The sequence below is a fragment of the Sphingopyxis sp. 2PD genome (assembly GCF_005503695.1).
Taxonomy (GTDB): Bacteria; Pseudomonadota; Alphaproteobacteria; order Sphingomonadales; family Sphingomonadaceae; genus Sphingopyxis.
In genome coordinates this window covers 367,172-382,806 of record NZ_SCMU01000001.1, presented here as the reverse complement: position 1 = coordinate 382,806, position 15,635 = coordinate 367,172, and the positions used below count along the sequence as shown (strand labels likewise).

14 protein-coding genes are annotated in these 15,635 nt (G+C 58.6%); 6 read left to right on the top strand and 8 right to left on the bottom strand.

Translation table 11 applies throughout. The features are described 5' to 3' along the window. Positions 1–60: 60 nt before the first annotated feature. The 6 genes from FFS18_RS01695 to FFS18_RS01670 all read right to left on the bottom strand — a co-directional run bounded on the left by FFS18_RS01695 (position 61) and on the right by FFS18_RS01670 (position 7,397). The gene (locus FFS18_RS01695) at positions 61–1,257 is read right to left on the bottom strand and encodes a hypothetical protein (protein ID WP_137869500.1); all 1,197 of its coding nucleotides are present in this window, start codon (positions 1,255–1,257) and stop codon (positions 61–63) included. Then, the gene (locus FFS18_RS01690; RefSeq protein WP_137869499.1) at positions 1,257–3,434 is read right to left on the bottom strand and encodes a GumC family protein; all 2,178 of its coding nucleotides are present in this window, start codon (positions 3,432–3,434) and stop codon (positions 1,257–1,259) included. The genes FFS18_RS01695 and FFS18_RS01690 overlap by 1 nt, the downstream gene beginning before the upstream one ends. Before the next feature lie 147 nt (positions 3,435–3,581). Next, the gene (locus tag FFS18_RS01685; RefSeq protein WP_171005187.1) at positions 3,582–4,268 is read right to left on the bottom strand and encodes a polysaccharide biosynthesis/export family protein; all 687 of its coding nucleotides are present in this window, start codon (positions 4,266–4,268) and stop codon (positions 3,582–3,584) included. A gap of 130 nt (positions 4,269–4,398) precedes the next feature. After that, complete coding sequence (locus tag FFS18_RS01680) at positions 4,399–5,784, bottom strand: O-antigen ligase family protein (RefSeq protein WP_137869497.1); 1,386 nt, start codon at positions 5,782–5,784, stop codon at positions 4,399–4,401. 39 nt (positions 5,785–5,823) lie between these two features. Continuing rightward, complete coding sequence (locus tag FFS18_RS01675; RefSeq protein ID WP_137869496.1) at positions 5,824–6,537, bottom strand: FkbM family methyltransferase; 714 nt, start codon at positions 6,535–6,537, stop codon at positions 5,824–5,826. A 239-nt stretch (positions 6,538–6,776) separates the two neighbouring features. Next, entirely contained in the window at positions 6,777–7,397 is a 621-nt protein-coding gene (locus FFS18_RS01670) for a class I SAM-dependent methyltransferase (RefSeq protein WP_212743007.1), read from the bottom strand. A 281-nt stretch (positions 7,398–7,678) separates the two neighbouring features. On the opposite strand from FFS18_RS01670, the gene FFS18_RS01665 reads away from it, so the two are divergent. Further along, positions 7,679–8,428, top strand: coding sequence for an FkbM family methyltransferase (locus FFS18_RS01665; RefSeq protein ID WP_171005186.1), 750 nt, complete (start codon positions 7,679–7,681; stop codon positions 8,426–8,428). Between the two features lie 19 nt (positions 8,429–8,447). On the opposite strand, the gene FFS18_RS01660 is transcribed toward FFS18_RS01665, so the two are convergent. After that, entirely contained in the window at positions 8,448–9,218 is a 771-nt protein-coding gene (locus tag FFS18_RS01660) for a metallophosphoesterase (RefSeq protein ID WP_137869493.1), read from the bottom strand. 335 nt (positions 9,219–9,553) lie between these two features. Between FFS18_RS01660 and wecB the strand changes: the two genes are divergently transcribed. Genes wecB through FFS18_RS01645 form a run of 3 tightly spaced genes read left to right on the top strand, consistent with a single transcriptional unit; the run spans position 9,554 to position 12,759 of the window. Next, positions 9,554–10,627: a non-hydrolyzing UDP-N-acetylglucosamine 2-epimerase gene (gene wecB / locus FFS18_RS01655; protein ID WP_249340254.1), complete on the top strand. Its 1,074-nt coding sequence runs from the start codon at positions 9,554–9,556 to the stop codon at positions 10,625–10,627. Further along, positions 10,614–11,909, top strand: coding sequence for a UDP-N-acetyl-D-mannosamine dehydrogenase (gene wecC, locus FFS18_RS01650; protein ID WP_137869491.1), 1,296 nt, complete (start codon positions 10,614–10,616; stop codon positions 11,907–11,909). The genes wecB and wecC overlap by 14 nt, the downstream gene beginning before the upstream one ends. Then, a complete protein-coding gene (locus FFS18_RS01645; protein ID WP_249340249.1) occupies positions 11,860–12,759 on the top strand; it encodes a class I mannose-6-phosphate isomerase in 900 nt (299 codons plus the stop codon). Before wecC ends, FFS18_RS01645 begins: the two co-directional genes overlap by 50 nt. Positions 12,760–12,778: 19 nt before the next feature. On the opposite strand, the gene FFS18_RS01640 is transcribed toward FFS18_RS01645, so the two are convergent. Beyond that, positions 12,779–13,495: an FkbM family methyltransferase gene (locus FFS18_RS01640; RefSeq protein WP_137869490.1), complete on the bottom strand. Its 717-nt coding sequence runs from the start codon at positions 13,493–13,495 to the stop codon at positions 12,779–12,781. A 187-nt stretch (positions 13,496–13,682) separates the two neighbouring features. On the opposite strand from FFS18_RS01640, the gene hslV reads away from it, so the two are divergent. Together hslV and hslU are read left to right on the top strand one after the other, a co-directional pair. Continuing rightward, positions 13,683–14,249: an ATP-dependent protease subunit HslV gene (hslV, locus tag FFS18_RS01635; RefSeq protein ID WP_137869489.1), complete on the top strand. Its 567-nt coding sequence runs from the start codon at positions 13,683–13,685 to the stop codon at positions 14,247–14,249. A 5-nt stretch (positions 14,250–14,254) separates the two neighbouring features. After that, a complete protein-coding gene (gene hslU, locus FFS18_RS01630; RefSeq protein ID WP_137869488.1) occupies positions 14,255–15,556 on the top strand; it encodes an ATP-dependent protease ATPase subunit HslU in 1,302 nt (433 codons plus the stop codon). The last annotated feature ends 79 nt before the right edge of the window (positions 15,557–15,635 follow it).

The window sequence follows — 15,635 nt, the reverse complement described above, 5'->3', positions numbered from 1 at the left end:
CACGCGCCGGCTGAACCGCCACGACACCGCAGCGCCATATTCACTAGGACGCAATTTCATTTACCCACCGTCGGGTACAATCCGAATCGTCGAAAGTTCGAGCTCGATCGGACCAAGGCTATTTTCCGACAGACCGACCATGCGAAGTTCAGGATTTCGGCATGCATTGGGCGCTGACGAGACAAAGGCAAGATCGCCATCCGATAGCTGTATGAGACGGTCGTAGAAATTCGGCGTCGAACCGCAATAAAGGATGAAGCCCACTCGCTGCAGCACACTTCGATCGAGCAGCGGCCCTTTCACAACGATCTGAAGACTGGATTGCGGCGCAATCAACCGCTGCCGAAGAAAGACCGGCGCGCCGCGACCGTCCCAACGAAGCATCAGGCTTGCATCGCGCTGGCTGAGTCGATTGGCCTGCGCCGAATAGCCCGACCCGCGCTCGGAACGCCATTCGAACGCCATGGGTTGATACTCGGCGTCCTGCGGATCAGCAGCCATCGAAGTGAATCGCGGGTCGAAGGGCAGCGGCGCCGCTGCGCCGATCCTTTGGAACCGACGCCAGAGCTTTTCGGAGCGATCGATCGCGCCAGATGCTTCCAATCGATTGACAACCGGAGCCACCTCGTCGCGCTTCGGGCCGAGCTTCTTGTCGAACATTGCGTCAAGTGTCGCGGCCCGCGCCGAGACCGCCGCAACCGTGCCAAATCCCGCGGGGGCGACCAAGAATGCGTGTCGCCAGGCCGGTTGATTTGCCAACAATTGAACGAGTTCACTGCGAGCTTTCGGGCCGGTTTGTTCGATCTGAACCAACAGGGTCACCAGTTGATCGGTCAGCTTGCCGCGGCGCAGCAGGCCATCGATACGTGCCAGCACGGCCTGTTCATCCACACGCGCGATACCGTCCCGCATCAGGGCTATCTGCAAAGCCGTCGAACGCCAGCCGAGCGATTGCATCGTCGTGCGTTCAGCGTCGGTGAGCGTTGCTCCCTTGCGCAGCTGTACGCGCGACGCGATGAGTCCATATAGCAGATCGGCCTGCAGCGGATTGCGTGCGATCTCACGCTGGAGCGCCGATCGCTCCAAAACGGGTCCCGTTTTAAATATGTCCGCCTGGCGCGACTTCGAAATGTAATTTGCCGTGACGTTCGCGCGATAGACTGCATAGCCCGTCACGCAAACAGAAATTGCCAAGGCGAATGCGCACCAAATCTTCCAATTAAACATGCTGGGCTGGGCTCGGTTCAATTCAACCATCAACGATCGGCCGAATATGTGTAAGCGTAGGCATAAGCATTGCCATAGCCTGATGCGTCCGCTTCGAAGCGTGTAATGATCGCTCCCACGATATGGGCACCGCTGCCCCGCAGGCGCTGCACCGATGTCAGTGCACCGCGGCTATGGTTGCGGCCCGATTCCGCAATATAGATTACGCCGTCTACCGCGGATGCCGCAACGATTGCATCGGCGAGGCCGAGGATCGGCGGACAGTCGATCAGCACACAATCATAGAATTCATGGCAGCGAGCGATCAGGTCTTTGAGCGCGTTGGTTTCGATCAGTTCGCTCGGATTGGGCGGGATGGGTCCGGCCGTGATCACATCGACGCCCGACTTGGCATCCTTGCGGATCGCCGATTGAAGATCGATCCCCCCGGCAAGCAGGTCACTCATCCCTAACACATTCTCAATACCGAAGATGCGATGTTGGTTGGGACGACGCAGATCGGCGTCAATCACCAACACCTTGCGGCCCGAACGCACAAGCGCATAGGCCAGCGAGAAGCATGTTGTGCTTTTCCCTTCGCCAGGTTGCGTACTCGTGAAAGCGATCGACTTCGGCAAGCCCGAGCGACTGGACAGCAACAAAGATGTGCGAATGCTGTTGATCGCTTCGTAGAATATCGACTTGGGATCGCTCAGTTCATCACGAACCTGCATCGCATCCCCACCATCGGGGACCGCGCCGAGGACCGGGATATGGAGCCCGCGCGAGACGTCGTCAGGCGTCCGGATCATATTGAACAGCGTCTCGCGCGCGATGGCAAACACCAGTGCGAGCAAACTCCCGAGCACAAGGGCTCCAAGCAGATTCAGAATGATATTCGGCGACACGGGATCCGCTGGCGATACGGCACGATCGACAACCGAAAGATTATTGGATTGCACGCCTGCTTCGGCGGCTAGCTCGTTATATCGCCGCAAAAGAAATTCATATTGTTGGCGGCTGGTATCGGCTTCGCGTTGCAATATCGAAAGCTGGATAGAGTCCGTTTGCTCTTCCTGCGATTGCTGGCGAAAGTCGTTAACCTGGGCGCGCAACGAATTCTCTTGCTCCCGTGCGACGTCATAGTTCGACTTTACACCTTGGCGAACAGCGCCGGCCAGCTGCAAAATTTCGCTTTCCAGCTGGGAAATGCGTGCGGCGGCCCGTCGCATCGACGGATAATCTTCTTTGCGGCGTTCACTTTCTTCGCTGTACAGCGCTTCCAGTTCGGCCTTCTGCTGCACCAGCCGTTGGATCGCCTCGTTCGATTGAACCTGCGGAATATTGAGCACCGGGATTGAACGGACGCGGTTCCAGCGCGATTCCGCCTCGATCCGATCGGCCATCACCGTGGCCAGTTTTTGATTAAGCTCGACCAAGGAATCGACGGTCAGCGAGCTGCTCTTCCGATTTGCATCGCCGTTGCTCCCGCTCGTGTCGACAATGTTCGTCCGCCGGGCATAGTCAACTGCCGCGCGTTCGGACTTTTCGAGCCGGAGCTGCGCTTCCTGAAGTTGCTCCCGCAGGAAGTCACGCGCGTAGCTGGAGGAGTCGAACCGACGTTGCAAATTGCTGCGAATAAAGCTGTCGGCAAAGCTGTTTGCGATGCGCGCAGCCAGTCGTGGATCGCTCGATTGAAAGCCGATCTGGACAACTCGCGAATCGACAGGCAGATTCAGCGACAGATTGTCCTGTAATATTCTGATTACCTGTTCGCGCCGCGCTTCCTCCAGTGTTTGGCGCGGACCCGGATTCGTGGCGGACTCTTCGCCCATGGCGGTCAGAAATTCGTCATTGTTGAACAGGTTCATCTCGTCGGCCACCGCCGTTGCGGTCGTGCGCGAACGCAAGACGTCGAGTTGCGTCTGCAGGAATCGCTCGGCATCTTGCAAGGAAACGACGTCTTCCTTGCTTTCGGTTCCCAAAACTTTCTCGCGTTCCTGATTGATCTGAACCGATGCCGCCGCCTGGTAAATCGGCGTCGACAATAGCGTCAGAGCAATTCCGGCGGTCAGCGTCGCGAAAACAATCGCCAGCATCCACCAGCGCGACCGGAGCAAGGCCGAATAAATCGCGACCATGTCGAACCCCAGAACGGTGGGATGCGACACCTCGGTGCGTGGTACATCGCTCGCGAACGGGTCAAGTTGTTGGGTAGTTTGGATCATTGAAGGTCCCAAAAAAGAAAACAGCTAATTACGTATAAATACCAAATTCGAGCGTGCGATTCACGATTGCAGCGCGAGCGTCGATCCGCCAAAAATCATGGTTCCATTGTCAAATTGCCGACCCAAGATTCCTATCAGACACACCGGCTAATTGTTGTTGGTCGCTGATTGAAGGGCGATGAAGATAGAGCCAAGTCCTGGCAATGCCGATAGGATATCGCGATACACCGATTTGGCGTTCGACACACCCACCACGACGATGTCGTTGCCCTTGATCACGGGATCGGGCTGCCATCCCTGACGAATGGCCTGCAAGTCAAAGCGGGCAGCATAACGCTGATCATTGATCGTCCGGAAAATCAGGACCTCATCCAGCTTGGCGGTCTGTGTCGGCCCCTGCGCACTGGCAATCGCCGTCAACAGCGTCGCCTGCCCTTGGATTTCAAAACGCCCCGGGCGCGTGACCTGTCCTTCCACCGTCACGATTTGCGACGCGGATTTCGACACATTGACCAGAACCTGAGGATCGACGAGGTACCGAGCCGCCAGCTTGTTCGCAATCTCCAGCGACAATTCGCGGCTGGTCTTTCCGGCTGCTTCCACGAGCCCGATGAGGGGGAAGAGCACGTTGCCGCTGGCATCGACCGGCACTTTCTCGAGCGACAGATCCTCTTCCTGGAACACGGTGATCGCCAGCTCGTCGAGCGGCCCGATGCGATATTCATCGCTCCGAGGCGCGCCGCTGCTCATTGGATAGATATCCGCAGCTGGATTCTGCATAATCGTGGGAGACAATTTTCCGTTCGCACAACCAGCAAGGGCGATAGTGATCATCAACAAAAGGCAACGCCCGATACCCACTAACTTGTCTCCAATTCTTCAACCGGGCATGCGCCCTACTCTTCGCCATAGAGCGGTAGATGTGACCGCCGCAACCCCGTAACCACCGCCGCCATGTATAGGCCTAGCTTTTGCTTCCCTGGATTTCCTGTGTCACCGCCATGCGACGCGACGAGATGGCGAATTGGCTCAAAATCAATCCCAGGCCAAAAAAGAACATCGTTGCCATGGCCATGCGTCGGATCGGATAATCGACCACGCTGTGCACGGCGATCAGCAGGACGATGCCGCCGCCCAACAAAACATGTCTCCGAACGCCAGCGTCGGGGAGGCATGCACCGCGAATAACGCCGATCACCACCAAGGCTGCAATAAACGCCAGCACAACAGCGCCCGGGATGCCCGCTTCAAGGACGAGCTCCAGAAAGTCGCTGTGGACGTTGTTGATGTAAGCGGGGTCAAGTTCGGTCAACGCCTCGTGCTTGTCATATATGGGGGAAAAGGTGCCGAAGCCTGCGCCCCAAGGTAGATACTGTTTGATAATGTCGATGCTGTTACGCCAGATCATCCAACGCTGATCGTCGCCGACGGCGGCATAACGGTCGAGTACTTGCGACACCCGCGGGATCGAAGCGACCACAAAAACGCTCGCGACAAGGGCCGCGCCGCCCAGCCAATGCCACCTGGAGAGGCTTATGCTGCGGAGCTGAGAGATCGCAACAAAGAACAAGGCAACCAAGGTGAGGGCCAGACCGGTACGGGACCCCGTTCCCAGGGTCGCCAACGTCCACAACAGGACGAGCGCGACGACCGCAATCTGACGGGTTGCCACCTTGCGTTGGCGCTGACGCGGACCCTGCGTTTCGCCGAGAAGATTGACGGAAAGCAAGACGCAGCAGGCAAAGAAAAGCCCCGTGTGGTTTCGGTTCGCAAAGGTGCCAAGCAGCCAACCCCGGTGACTGTTGCCAAACAGGTCGAACACCGCACCGGCCGATGAAAACTGGACGAACCCGATCGCAAACTCAATCGCAGCAACCGCCAGGACAAAGCTGATCAACCGGTCGCGATCCGTCACGTCGAGCCGCGCAACAGCGATTGCAAACAGGTTCAGGACGATCAATGCGCCGATCAGCTGCCAATTGACGACCGGATTCAAAGCCATCGGCAACGCGGTATCCAGCGATCCGACCAACGCGCGAACCGCCGTCTCGGCTTCGCGACCGGCAAGCCCTTGCCACACATGCGGGGGCAGAGGAACCAACTGCGCGAGCGGCAACGCCAGCACAAGGATGCCGGCGACAAGCACGAGTTTCGGGAGCGCCACAACCGGGAGCTTTTTGTCCGACAGCATAAGGCAGATGCCGCAACCGACGCCCGCCACAATTACCGCCAGATAAGCAAAATTCAGATTGGCCGCGCCCCCGCCCAACAGGATGCCGATTCCGAGCATCGCGGCAGCCCCGAAAAATGCGAGGCTAGGCTTGATGTTTTTTCGGTCAGGCTTTTTCATGTCATGGAACGATCACTGTTGGCATGGCCATTATTGCTTTCAAACTTTGAGCCAGCGGCGCAGTGTCGGAAGCACCCGTCGTGCATGTCGACGCGACTGATCGGGGCTCTCGTAACGCCGGTCGGCGCGAAATTTGCCGTCGGCCCGAACGAATGCAATATCGCACATGATCATGGCACCGTCCAAAGGTCGCGCGATCGGATCAAGGATATCGTAAACCTCGAAACCATCCTGCGCCATCCTCGTGCACACTTCGCTGAAGATCGCGGTTCCGCCGACGACATCGATCAACCGTGTCTCCAGGATCGCAACCTCGACCATGTTCAGCAGATTGGGCGCGCCTTCGATGACGCCCAGCTCGAATCCCTCGACATCGATTTTAAGCAGGACTGGGCCTTGCGGATTCGCCAACAGCGAATCCAGACGCCGCGCCTTGACGATCCTGTTCGGCGCGCTTTCGTCGCCGGTGGGCTTGGCGTTATGGAGGCCGGCAACCTCGTCGCTGACACCGAAGCGAACTTCGCCATTTTCGGGGCCCGCGGCGACGAAATGCGCCTCGCCCCGATATCGCGACAGGATCGCGTTGATTGAGTGCTCGAACTCGGCAATCGGCTCGATCAGCACGAGATACGGGTCAGGGAAATGACGATAAAGTTCGATCGTGCCGTCGGCGACGCCGACGTCCACGATTGTCGCCGGCCTGAACCCCAGGTCATGCAGGTGCGCACAAAACTGATCCATGTCGCGCGCCACCGGTTTTCCGGACCGCAATCGGACACCGACAAACCGCAGCCATCGTCGCAATTGGAATCGAATGAACGGAGACAAGTGGGGAAGCGCCTTGCTGGCTTGTGGTCACATGCAGCCAAGACCGGCCGGACCGTCGCGGAGATAAAGAGCAGACAGCGAGTTGTCAAACATCGAAAAACAAGCGTCGAAACGAATACCAACGCAAATGTCCATCAGGACTCGTACGTTGACGGCTCTGCCAATTAGCGGGATTTACTGTCCCCTTTCTCGGCCCATATGATGCTTTCGAAGCCCCACAGAGCCCAGATCGCGCCAGCATCGTCGACCTTTTTACTGATCCGCGACCAAGGCTCGAGGATCAATCCGACCGCGGCATAAACCCAAGGGCGGCTGCGACGGATCGCCTTGTTGATTGTCATGCCATTCCGTTCGAGCCGTTCAGCGATGACCGAAAAGGAAGGTACCTCGCGATGGGTCGGATCGTCGAAAAAATTAAGCGTTCCTGCGCGCGAAGGAAAATTCCGAGCAGCTTCGGTCGGGAACGCCAGATAGAGCCGCCCGCCTGGCTTAAGCGCAGCGCACATTGCGTCGAGGACAGCGTCTTGGTCTTCGCAATGTTCGATATTGTGTGACGAGATCACAGCGTCGAATGCCTCGCCGATGTTTGCGATTTCTGTCGCAAAGCTCGCCGAGTCCGACCGAACATAGCGATCCATTGCCGAATATGAGGCTTCGGATTGAAGAAAGTCGCTGACATCCACACCCACATAATAGATGCCCGGCTGTACGCGCTTGATCCGTTCTGCCGAGCGATTGCCGCAACCGACGTCGAAAAGCTTTGCATCAGGGGGTAGCGATGCCACGAATGCCGTTTTATTGGCTGGTCGAGACCATCGTGCAAAACTCGTCCGAAAGCTCATCGACAACCCATGTCCAATGCAAAAAAATCAATATGTGAGCGAATCACGGCGCCACGCGGCCTAGTCAAAGTGCCTCTTGCGCGCAACCCATTCCCAATCCCCAAGCAATGCGTCCCCGTTCCGCCAATTGCGAAAAATTCCGTCGGGTACACCGCGCACAGAATTACATTTTTGGCAGCACTGCACCGTTGCAAAGGCGACGAAATGCCCATAGATGGCGCCCAATGATCAGCCTGAAAACGATTGCTCGCCGCAACCGGTACCTTTTTTTGTTGGCTCGGCGTTTGAAGCAGCGGATCAAGGGTTTGCCGGAACCCGAACTCGATCTTCTCACCTGGCTCGTGGACCGTGATCGCACGGCGATCGATATTGGCGCACACAGCGGGCTTTACAGCCAAATGCTGTCGAGATTTTCCAAACATGTGATCGCGATCGAGGCGATACCCGAGCTGGCTGCAAACCTCCGTCGATTGTTTCCGCAGGTTGAGGTGATCAACGCAGCCGCTTCCGATCGGACAGGCGTCGTCGAACTCGCCATTCCGGAAGGGAAGCCGGGGCTATCCTCGGTAGCACACGAGCAGTTCGAACCGACGCTTGCGGTGCGCAAGATCGAAGTGGAATGCCTGACCGTCGATGGATTGATGGCCGCGCGCACCGATAGAATCGGGTTCATCAAGATCGACGTTGAGGGACATGAGCTTGCGGTTCTGGAAGGCGCGCGGGCCACGATCGCCAGGCACCGACCGACGATGTTGATCGAGGCTGAGGAGCGCCATCGGCCCGGCACCATCGCCGCAATTTTCGATTTCTTCGACGCGTTGGATTACAGCGGCTTCTATCTCGACGGCCAGCTACGCGCGTTAAAATCCTTCGATCCGGCGGTCCATCAGTCAACCCAGGGTGTTGAAGTTGCCAAACTCGACCGCGGCGGGTACGCCGGAAAGTACATCAATAACTTCATTTTTATAGCTTGAGGGCTATGCTTGAATATACTCAGATCCCCGTCTGCAGAAACCAGCGGCGGTCGGCCGACAGGCCGACCGCGGTGAGCACGCCTGATACATAGGCGCCGGTGTCGATCCCGATCCGATGTGGTTGTTCCTCGACATTGTTGCTGATCGTGTGACCATGAACAACGACAACATCACGGCTTGCATTGCTCCGTAGAAAATCTTCTCGGATCCAGCGAAGATCGCTCACTTTCTGACGATCGATGGGGATTTCATCTCTAATCCCGGCATGCACAAACACATAATCCCCATAGGCGACCAGGTCTTCGCCACGATCGAGAAATTCCGTGTGCGTCGCCGGTACGACTTGCGAAAAAATTGAAGCTAGTTCTTCATAAGACGCGGCATCATATTTTGGGTCGTCGCACATATAGCTGCGGATCGTGGCGTCGCCGCCTATTTTGACGAAATAGCGCAGCGCGCGCGCATCTCCCGTCAGCGCCTGGATCATGCATTCTTCGTGATTGCCGATCAGGTGGTGGAAGCGATCAAAGCGCGGAGCGGCGGCCAAAGCCCGATCGATCACCTTATTGGAATCGGGGCCGCGGTCGACGAGGTCACCAAGCAGGATGAGAATGCATTCGTCATGGTCATGCGATCGTCGGTCAGCGTCGATTCGATCGAGCAATTCGGCGAACAAGTCGTCGCGGCCATGGATGTCCCCTACCGCATATAACAGCAGCCCAGACGGAACCGTTGGAACCTTGAGGCCTGCGCCCTTACCGCTTCTTCGAAATCGCGCAAAAATGCCCATTAAAATCAAAAATCCTGTACCATCTGACTGGCCAACCGTTTCGGTCGACCGGTCGACCGGTCGACCGGTCGACCGATCGCTCGCTCTTAGCTCTTCGGTCGAGGGCAGGCCAGAGAAAGAGATTGGTGCGGCTACGCCACGGCAAAATTCAATCGCATGACTGAATTTGCGATCGAAATTTAAAGGAAAAACAAGAACTTTCGATTACCGACGCAGTCGCTGGCGAGCACGGCAGCTTTTCGAACTTAGGGTCAGGACCCAAACCTCCTCGAAGGATAGGACCAGTGAGCGCAAAGATATCCATTGTCTTCGGCACGCGACCGGAAGCCATCAAGATGTTTCCGGTGGTCCACGCACTGCGCGCGATGCCGAACTTGGAAGCGCGCGTCTGCGTCACTGCGCAGCATCGCGAAATGCTGGACCAAGTGCTAGAGATCGCACGGATTATTCCCGACGTCGATCTCGATATCATGACCTCCAACCAGACACTCGACACGCTGCTGGCGCGTCTTGTCACGGGCCTCGGCGCGACATTTGATGCCGAAAAGCCCGACCGGATCCTCGTCCATGGCGACACGCTGACAACGATGGCCGCCACCCTCGCCGCCTATTTCCGTAAGATTCCGGTCGGCCATGTCGAAGCCGGCCTGCGTAGTGGCAATATCTATCACCCTTGGCCCGAGGAAGTGAATCGCAAGGTCGCCGGGGCGGTTGCAGACCTGCACTTTGCGCCAACCGAAACGGCCGCCGCGGCGCTGCTGGCGGAGAATGTGCCCGCAGAACGTATTAACGTCACGGGCAACACTGTCATCGACGCGCTACTAGCGACGAAGGCGCGTATCGACGAGGATCCCTCTCTTGCGACCGGCCTCGACCCGGTCGTCGAGCGCTTCGCGGGCAAGCGCATTATCGCCGTCACCTCCCATCGGCGCGAGAATTTCGGCGACGGTATGACGGCGATCGCTGAGGCTATTGCGGCGATCGCAGCGCGCCCCGACGTTGCGATCGTCTTTCCGGTCCACCCCAATCCCCATGTTCGCACCGCGATGGAACCGATCCTGGGCGGCCTCGGCAATGTCGCGCTGATCGAACCGCTCGACTATCCGCACTTTGTCCGCCTTCTCGCCTCGTCGCATCTCGTGCTCACTGACAGTGGCGGGGTGCAGGAGGAAGCGCCCGCGCTCGGCAAGCCCGTGCTCGTCATGCGCGAAACGACCGAACGCCCCGAAGGAATCGATGCCGGCACCGCGCGGCTTGTCGGGACCGACAAAGCGCGTATTGTTTCCGAAATTTTCAGGCTTCTCGAAGATAAGCAGGCCTATTCGGCCATGGCCCACGCCCACAATCCTTTTGGTGACGGCACAGCGGCCCAGCAGATTGCGGAGATTGTTGCGCGTGCCCATCGATAGCGAACAGACAGTCACGGTCCTCGGCCTCGGTTATATCGGCCTGCCGACGGCGGCGCTGATCGCGCGCTCGGGATGCCAGGTGACCGGCGTCGATGTCAGCCAGCACGTCGTCGATACCGTCAACAACGGTAAAGTGCATATCGAGGAAGTCGATCTTGACGGCTTGGTACAAGGCGTCGTTGCACGCGGAGCGTTGGTTGCGTCGACTGACGTCGCGGCCGCCGACACCTTTGTCATCGCAGTGCCGACTCCGCACGATGACGAATATCGACCCGACATCGGGCATGTATTGTCTGCGGCGCGCGCCATCGCGCCCAAGTTGACGGCGGGCAATCTGGTCATCCTCGAATCGACCTCTCCAGTCGGCACGACCGAGAAAGTGGCCACCTTGCTGGCCGAGCTTCGCCCCGACCTCAAGGTTCCCGGCGCGTGCACCAGTGCCGCCGACATCTTCGTCGCTTATTGCCCCGAGCGCGTCCTGCCGGGCCGCATCCTCGTCGAGCTGGTCGATAATGACCGTTGCATCGGCGGTATCACGCCGCGTTGCGCCCGCCGCGCGATGACCTTTTATCGTCAGTTCGTCCGCGGTGCCTGCGTCACCACCTCGGCCCGCGCCGCCGAAATGGTCAAGCTGGTCGAGAACAGCTACCGCGACGTCAACATTGCCTTTGCCAACGAGCTGTCGATGATGGCCGAGGAAATGGGGGTCGATGTCTGGGAGGTGATCCGCCTCGCCAACCGCCACCCGCGGGTCAACATCCTGCAGCCCGGCCCCGGCGTCGGCGGCCATTGCATCGCGGTCGATCCCTGGTTCCTGGTGCATGGCGCGCCGAACCACAGCCGCCTGATCCGTACTGCGCGCGAGGTCAATCTGGCCAAGACCGCGCATGTCATCGGCGCCGCCGAAATGCTGGTGTCGCAACATCCGGGCGCGCGGGTCGCTTGCCTCGGCCTCGCGTTCAAACCGAATATCGACGATTTCCGCGAAAGCCCCGCAGTCGAGGTTGCCGCGGCGCTGGCCCGCCGCTTTGGCCAACAGATCAAGATCGTCGAACCCTATGCGCGCGGGCTGCCGATGGAATTTGCCGGGACTGGCGCCGAACTGGTCGATCTCGACAGCGCGCTCGCGGGCTGCGACATATTGGTCGTGCTGGTCGATCATGAGCTGTTCAAGTCGATCCCACTCGAAGAGCGCAGCGACAAGATTGTCTATGATACCCGTGGCTTGTGGCTTGACCAGCCGCCCCCTGGAAACGGCAATCGGCTTCATCAAGCGGCCTGATACGCTGCGGCTTGACGACATGCCAATGGCCACGCATGCTCTGACCATGCTGCAACGCCTTGAAAAAATCGTCGTCGAAAAGCCGTGGGGACGGACCGATATACCGAAAGAATTTGGGGAATTTGGCGGTCAACGGATCGGCGAAATCTGGTTTGCTCATCCCGACGGTGACGCTGCGCCGTTTATGATCAAATTTCTCTTTACGTCTGAGCGCCTATCAATCCAGGTCCATCCGGACAACGCCGCTGCTCAGGCGGCAGGCTTGCCACGTGGGAAGGAAGAATGCTGGCTGGTCCTTGATGCGCGGCCTGGTGCCGAATTGGGTGTCGGGCTCAATGGCGAGATAACACGGGAGGAGCTCCACAACGCCGCTCTCGACGGGTCGATCGTCGATAGGATCGATTGGCGACGATCCAAAACCAACGACTTTGTTTATAATCAGGCTGGAACGATTCATGCGATTGGACCCGGCTTGACGATCGTCGAGATTCAGCAAAACGTCGATTGTACCTACCGTATCTACGACTATGGCCGCGCGCGGGAGCTGCATCTCGATGAGGGCCTAAAAGTTTCTTCGCTGCGGCCGAGCCACGACCCGCGCGACCAAAGCGTCGACCCGACAAAAAATGCAATGCTCGTGGACGGCCCTCATTTTCGCGTTCTGCAATTAGCGGATCAGATCGATCCGGCAATTGTATCGGGAAACATTGACGATTGGACCGTCGTGCCGCTTTCATCGGGTTGCAGTGTGGACGGCGAACTGATTCATCTAGGTGAAGCGGTCTTGATAAAGGATCCCAGATCAATCGAACTGATGCCGGACAGCCGTGCGCTGTTAATCTGGTCCTAAACGGATTAATCCGCCCCTCTCAAGTGAGTGCCGAATTCTTTACGAATAGCCCATCAACCTCGTGCATGCGCTTGTCCCTGCTATATCCTTGGTGGATAGCAACACAAGTATAGCCTTTTTCAACAATTTCTTGGCCCAGTTCAGTAAAGAGCGGGGCGCCATCATAGGACGGCGCAAGTGCCATCTCCGTATAAATCAGGGGTACTGCATCGAACAGATTTTCTGCGCCTTTCAGTACGTTCAATTCATACCCTTGCGCATCGATTTTCAGCAGGAAGGTTTGATTGGCCGAATTTACGAGCGAATCAAGTGTCTCTACGTCAACAGTCTCGGTACGAATGGCTGCAATTCCCGGCTCCGACTGACTGGATTCAGCCAGGGCGGCCAACAGCGACGACGACTGGCTGTTCCCTGATACATTGATCAGCGCGGTTCCCTTGACGGCCCCGACTGCGCATCGCGGTGCCACCTGCCATCGTGCAATGGCAGATGCCGCACGGGTTAGAGCGTTATGCGCGTCCGACAGTGGCTCGACTGACAATATATTGCCTTCCCAGCCCTCCGCAAACACCCGCTCAGCGAACTGCCCGGTATTGGCACCGACATCGATGATTGTGGTGACGCCGTGCTCCCGCGCCAACGTGAGGAGTATTCCAAATGGGTCATCAACCAGGCTATAACGCCGAATATCGTAGCCGAGCGGTCGCAGTATGGCACGGATAATACGCTTAAACATCTACGTGCGCTCTCCTAGGTTCAGACGCTGTGCTCACTATCTCCCAGTAATCCAAAATGCAATGCAAAGGCCTACATCAAGACAGATGTTATTTCCTTTGGAATCATTGCCTATTTCGCCAGTTTAGGTCACAAACTCGATCGTCAGGCTCTTGCGGCCCCGCCCGCCATCTCCCATATCGCCACCCATGACCAATCCTCACGCGCAAAGTGCCGCGCCCTGGCACGGAACCACCATCCTTTCCGCCCGCACAGCTGACAGGGTCGTCGTCATCGGCGACGGACAGGTGTCGATGGGTCAGACGGTGATGAAACCCAATGCCCGCAAGGTGCGCCGCCTTCACGACGGCAGTGTCATCGGTGGCTTCGCGGGCGCAACCGCCGATGCCTTCACCCTCTTTGAACGGCTCGAAGCCAAGCTCGAGCGCCACAACGGCCAGCTGCTGCGCGCTGCGGTGGAACTCGCCAAGGACTGGCGCACCGATAAATATCTCCGCAATCTGGAGGCGATGATGATCGTCGCCGACAAGGAGGTGACGTTGGTCATCACCGGTAACGGCGACGTGCTCGAGCCCAAGGGCGGCATCGCGGCGATCGGATCGGGCGGCAATTACGCCCTCGCCGCCGCCACCGCGCTGGCCGATTATGAGCAGGACGCCGAGATATTGGTGCGCAAGGCGATGCAGGTCGCCGCCGACATCTGCGTTTATACCAACGACCAGTTTACCCAAGAAACCATCGAAACCCAGGCTTAAAGCAGATGAACAAGGACCTGACTCCGAAGGCGATCGTAGCTGCGCTCGACACGCACATCATCGGCCAGGATGCTGCGAAGCGCGCAGTCGCGGTCGCGCTGCGCAATCGCTGGCGCCGCCAGCAACTGTCCGCCGATTTGCGCGACGAGGTGACGCCGAAGAATATCCTGATGATCGGCCCCACCGGCTGCGGCAAGACCGAGATTTCGCGGCGTCTGGCCAAGCTCGCCGACGCGCCGTTTATCAAGGTCGAAGCTACCAAGTTCACCGAGGTCGGTTATGTCGGCCGCGACGTCGAGCAGATCGCCCGCGACTTGGTCGAGGAAGCCGTGCGGCTGGAGAAGGACCGCCGCCGCGAAGCGGTGCGCACCGCAGCCGAAGAAGCCGCGATGGAGCGGTTGCTCGATGCGCTGACCGGCAAGGGCGCCAGCGAGGCGACGCGGCAGAGTTTCCGCCAGCGCATTCGCGAAGGGCATCTCGACGACAGCGAGGTCGAGATCGAAATCGCCGACGCACCCTCAATGCCGTTCGAGCTACCCGGGCAGCCGGGTCAGTTGGGCATGATCAACCTGTCCGACATTCTCGGCAAGGCGATGGGCGGTCCGCCCAAGAAGCGCCGCAAGCTCAAGGTCATCGAGGCCGCAACGCGGCTGATCGAGGAGGAGCAAGACAAGCGCCTCGACCAGGACGACGTCGCCCGCATTGCGCTCGCCGATGCCGAGGCCAACGGCATCGTCTTCCTCGACGAGATCGACAAGATCGCGGTCAGCGACGTGCGCGGCGGTTCGGTGAGCCGCGAGGGCGTGCAGCGCGACCTGCTGCCGCTGATCGAGGGCACCACAGTCGCCACCAAATACGGCCCGATGAAGACCGACCATATTCTCTTCATCGCCTCGGGCGCTTTCCATGTCGCGAAGCCCAGCGACTTGCTGCCCGAGCTGCAGGGGCGCCTACCGATCCGCGTCGAGCTGAGCGCGCTCACCGAAAGCGATTTCGTGCGCATCCTGAGCGAAACCAAGGCTGGCCTGCCCGAACAATATGCCGCGCTGCTCGGCACCGAGGGGGTCACCCTGTCGTTCACCGACGATGCAATCGCCCGCGTCGCCAAGCTGGCCGCGGAGGTCAACGAGCGGGTCGAAAACATCGGCGCACGGCGACTCCAGACGATCATGGAGCGGCTGGTCGAGGAGGTCAGCTTTGGCGCCGAAGACATGGCGGGCACCACGCTTGCGGTGGACGCCGCCTATGTCGATCGTCAGCTCGCCGAAGTTGTCGGCGACACCGACCTCAGCAAATATGTTCTCTAATCTGCGGAGCCTCAGGCGGGCGTAATTAGGCTTCTTTTCAGCCGCTCGTTTGCCGAACTTCATTTGACTTTTTCCGCCC

Bases quoted from the DNA above. Each gene is read 5' to 3' on its own strand.
- FFS18_RS01695 (WP_137869500.1), bottom strand. From the start codon at position 1,257: ATGGTTGAATTGAACCGAGCCCAGCCCAGCATGTTTAATTGGAAGATT.
- FFS18_RS01690 (WP_137869499.1), bottom strand. From the start codon at position 3,434: ATGATCCAAACTACCCAACAACTTGACCCGTTCGCGAGCGATGTACCA.
- FFS18_RS01685 (WP_171005187.1), bottom strand. From the start codon at position 4,268: ATGATCACTATCGCCCTTGCTGGTTGTGCGAACGGAAAATTGTCTCCC.
- FFS18_RS01680 (WP_137869497.1), bottom strand. From the start codon at position 5,784: ATGAAAAAGCCTGACCGAAAAAACATCAAGCCTAGCCTCGCATTTTTC.
- FFS18_RS01665 (WP_171005186.1), top strand. From the start codon at position 7,679: ATGATCAGCCTGAAAACGATTGCTCGCCGCAACCGGTACCTTTTTTTG.
- FFS18_RS01660 (WP_137869493.1), bottom strand. From the start codon at position 9,218: ATGGGCATTTTTGCGCGATTTCGAAGAAGCGGTAAGGGCGCAGGCCTC.
- wecB (WP_249340254.1), top strand. From the start codon at position 9,554: ATGTTTCCGGTGGTCCACGCACTGCGCGCGATGCCGAACTTGGAAGCG.
- FFS18_RS01640 (WP_137869490.1), bottom strand. From the start codon at position 13,495: ATGTTTAAGCGTATTATCCGTGCCATACTGCGACCGCTCGGCTACGAT.
- hslV (WP_137869489.1), top strand. From the start codon at position 13,683: ATGACCAATCCTCACGCGCAAAGTGCCGCGCCCTGGCACGGAACCACC.
- hslU (WP_137869488.1), top strand. From the start codon at position 14,255: ATGAACAAGGACCTGACTCCGAAGGCGATCGTAGCTGCGCTCGACACG.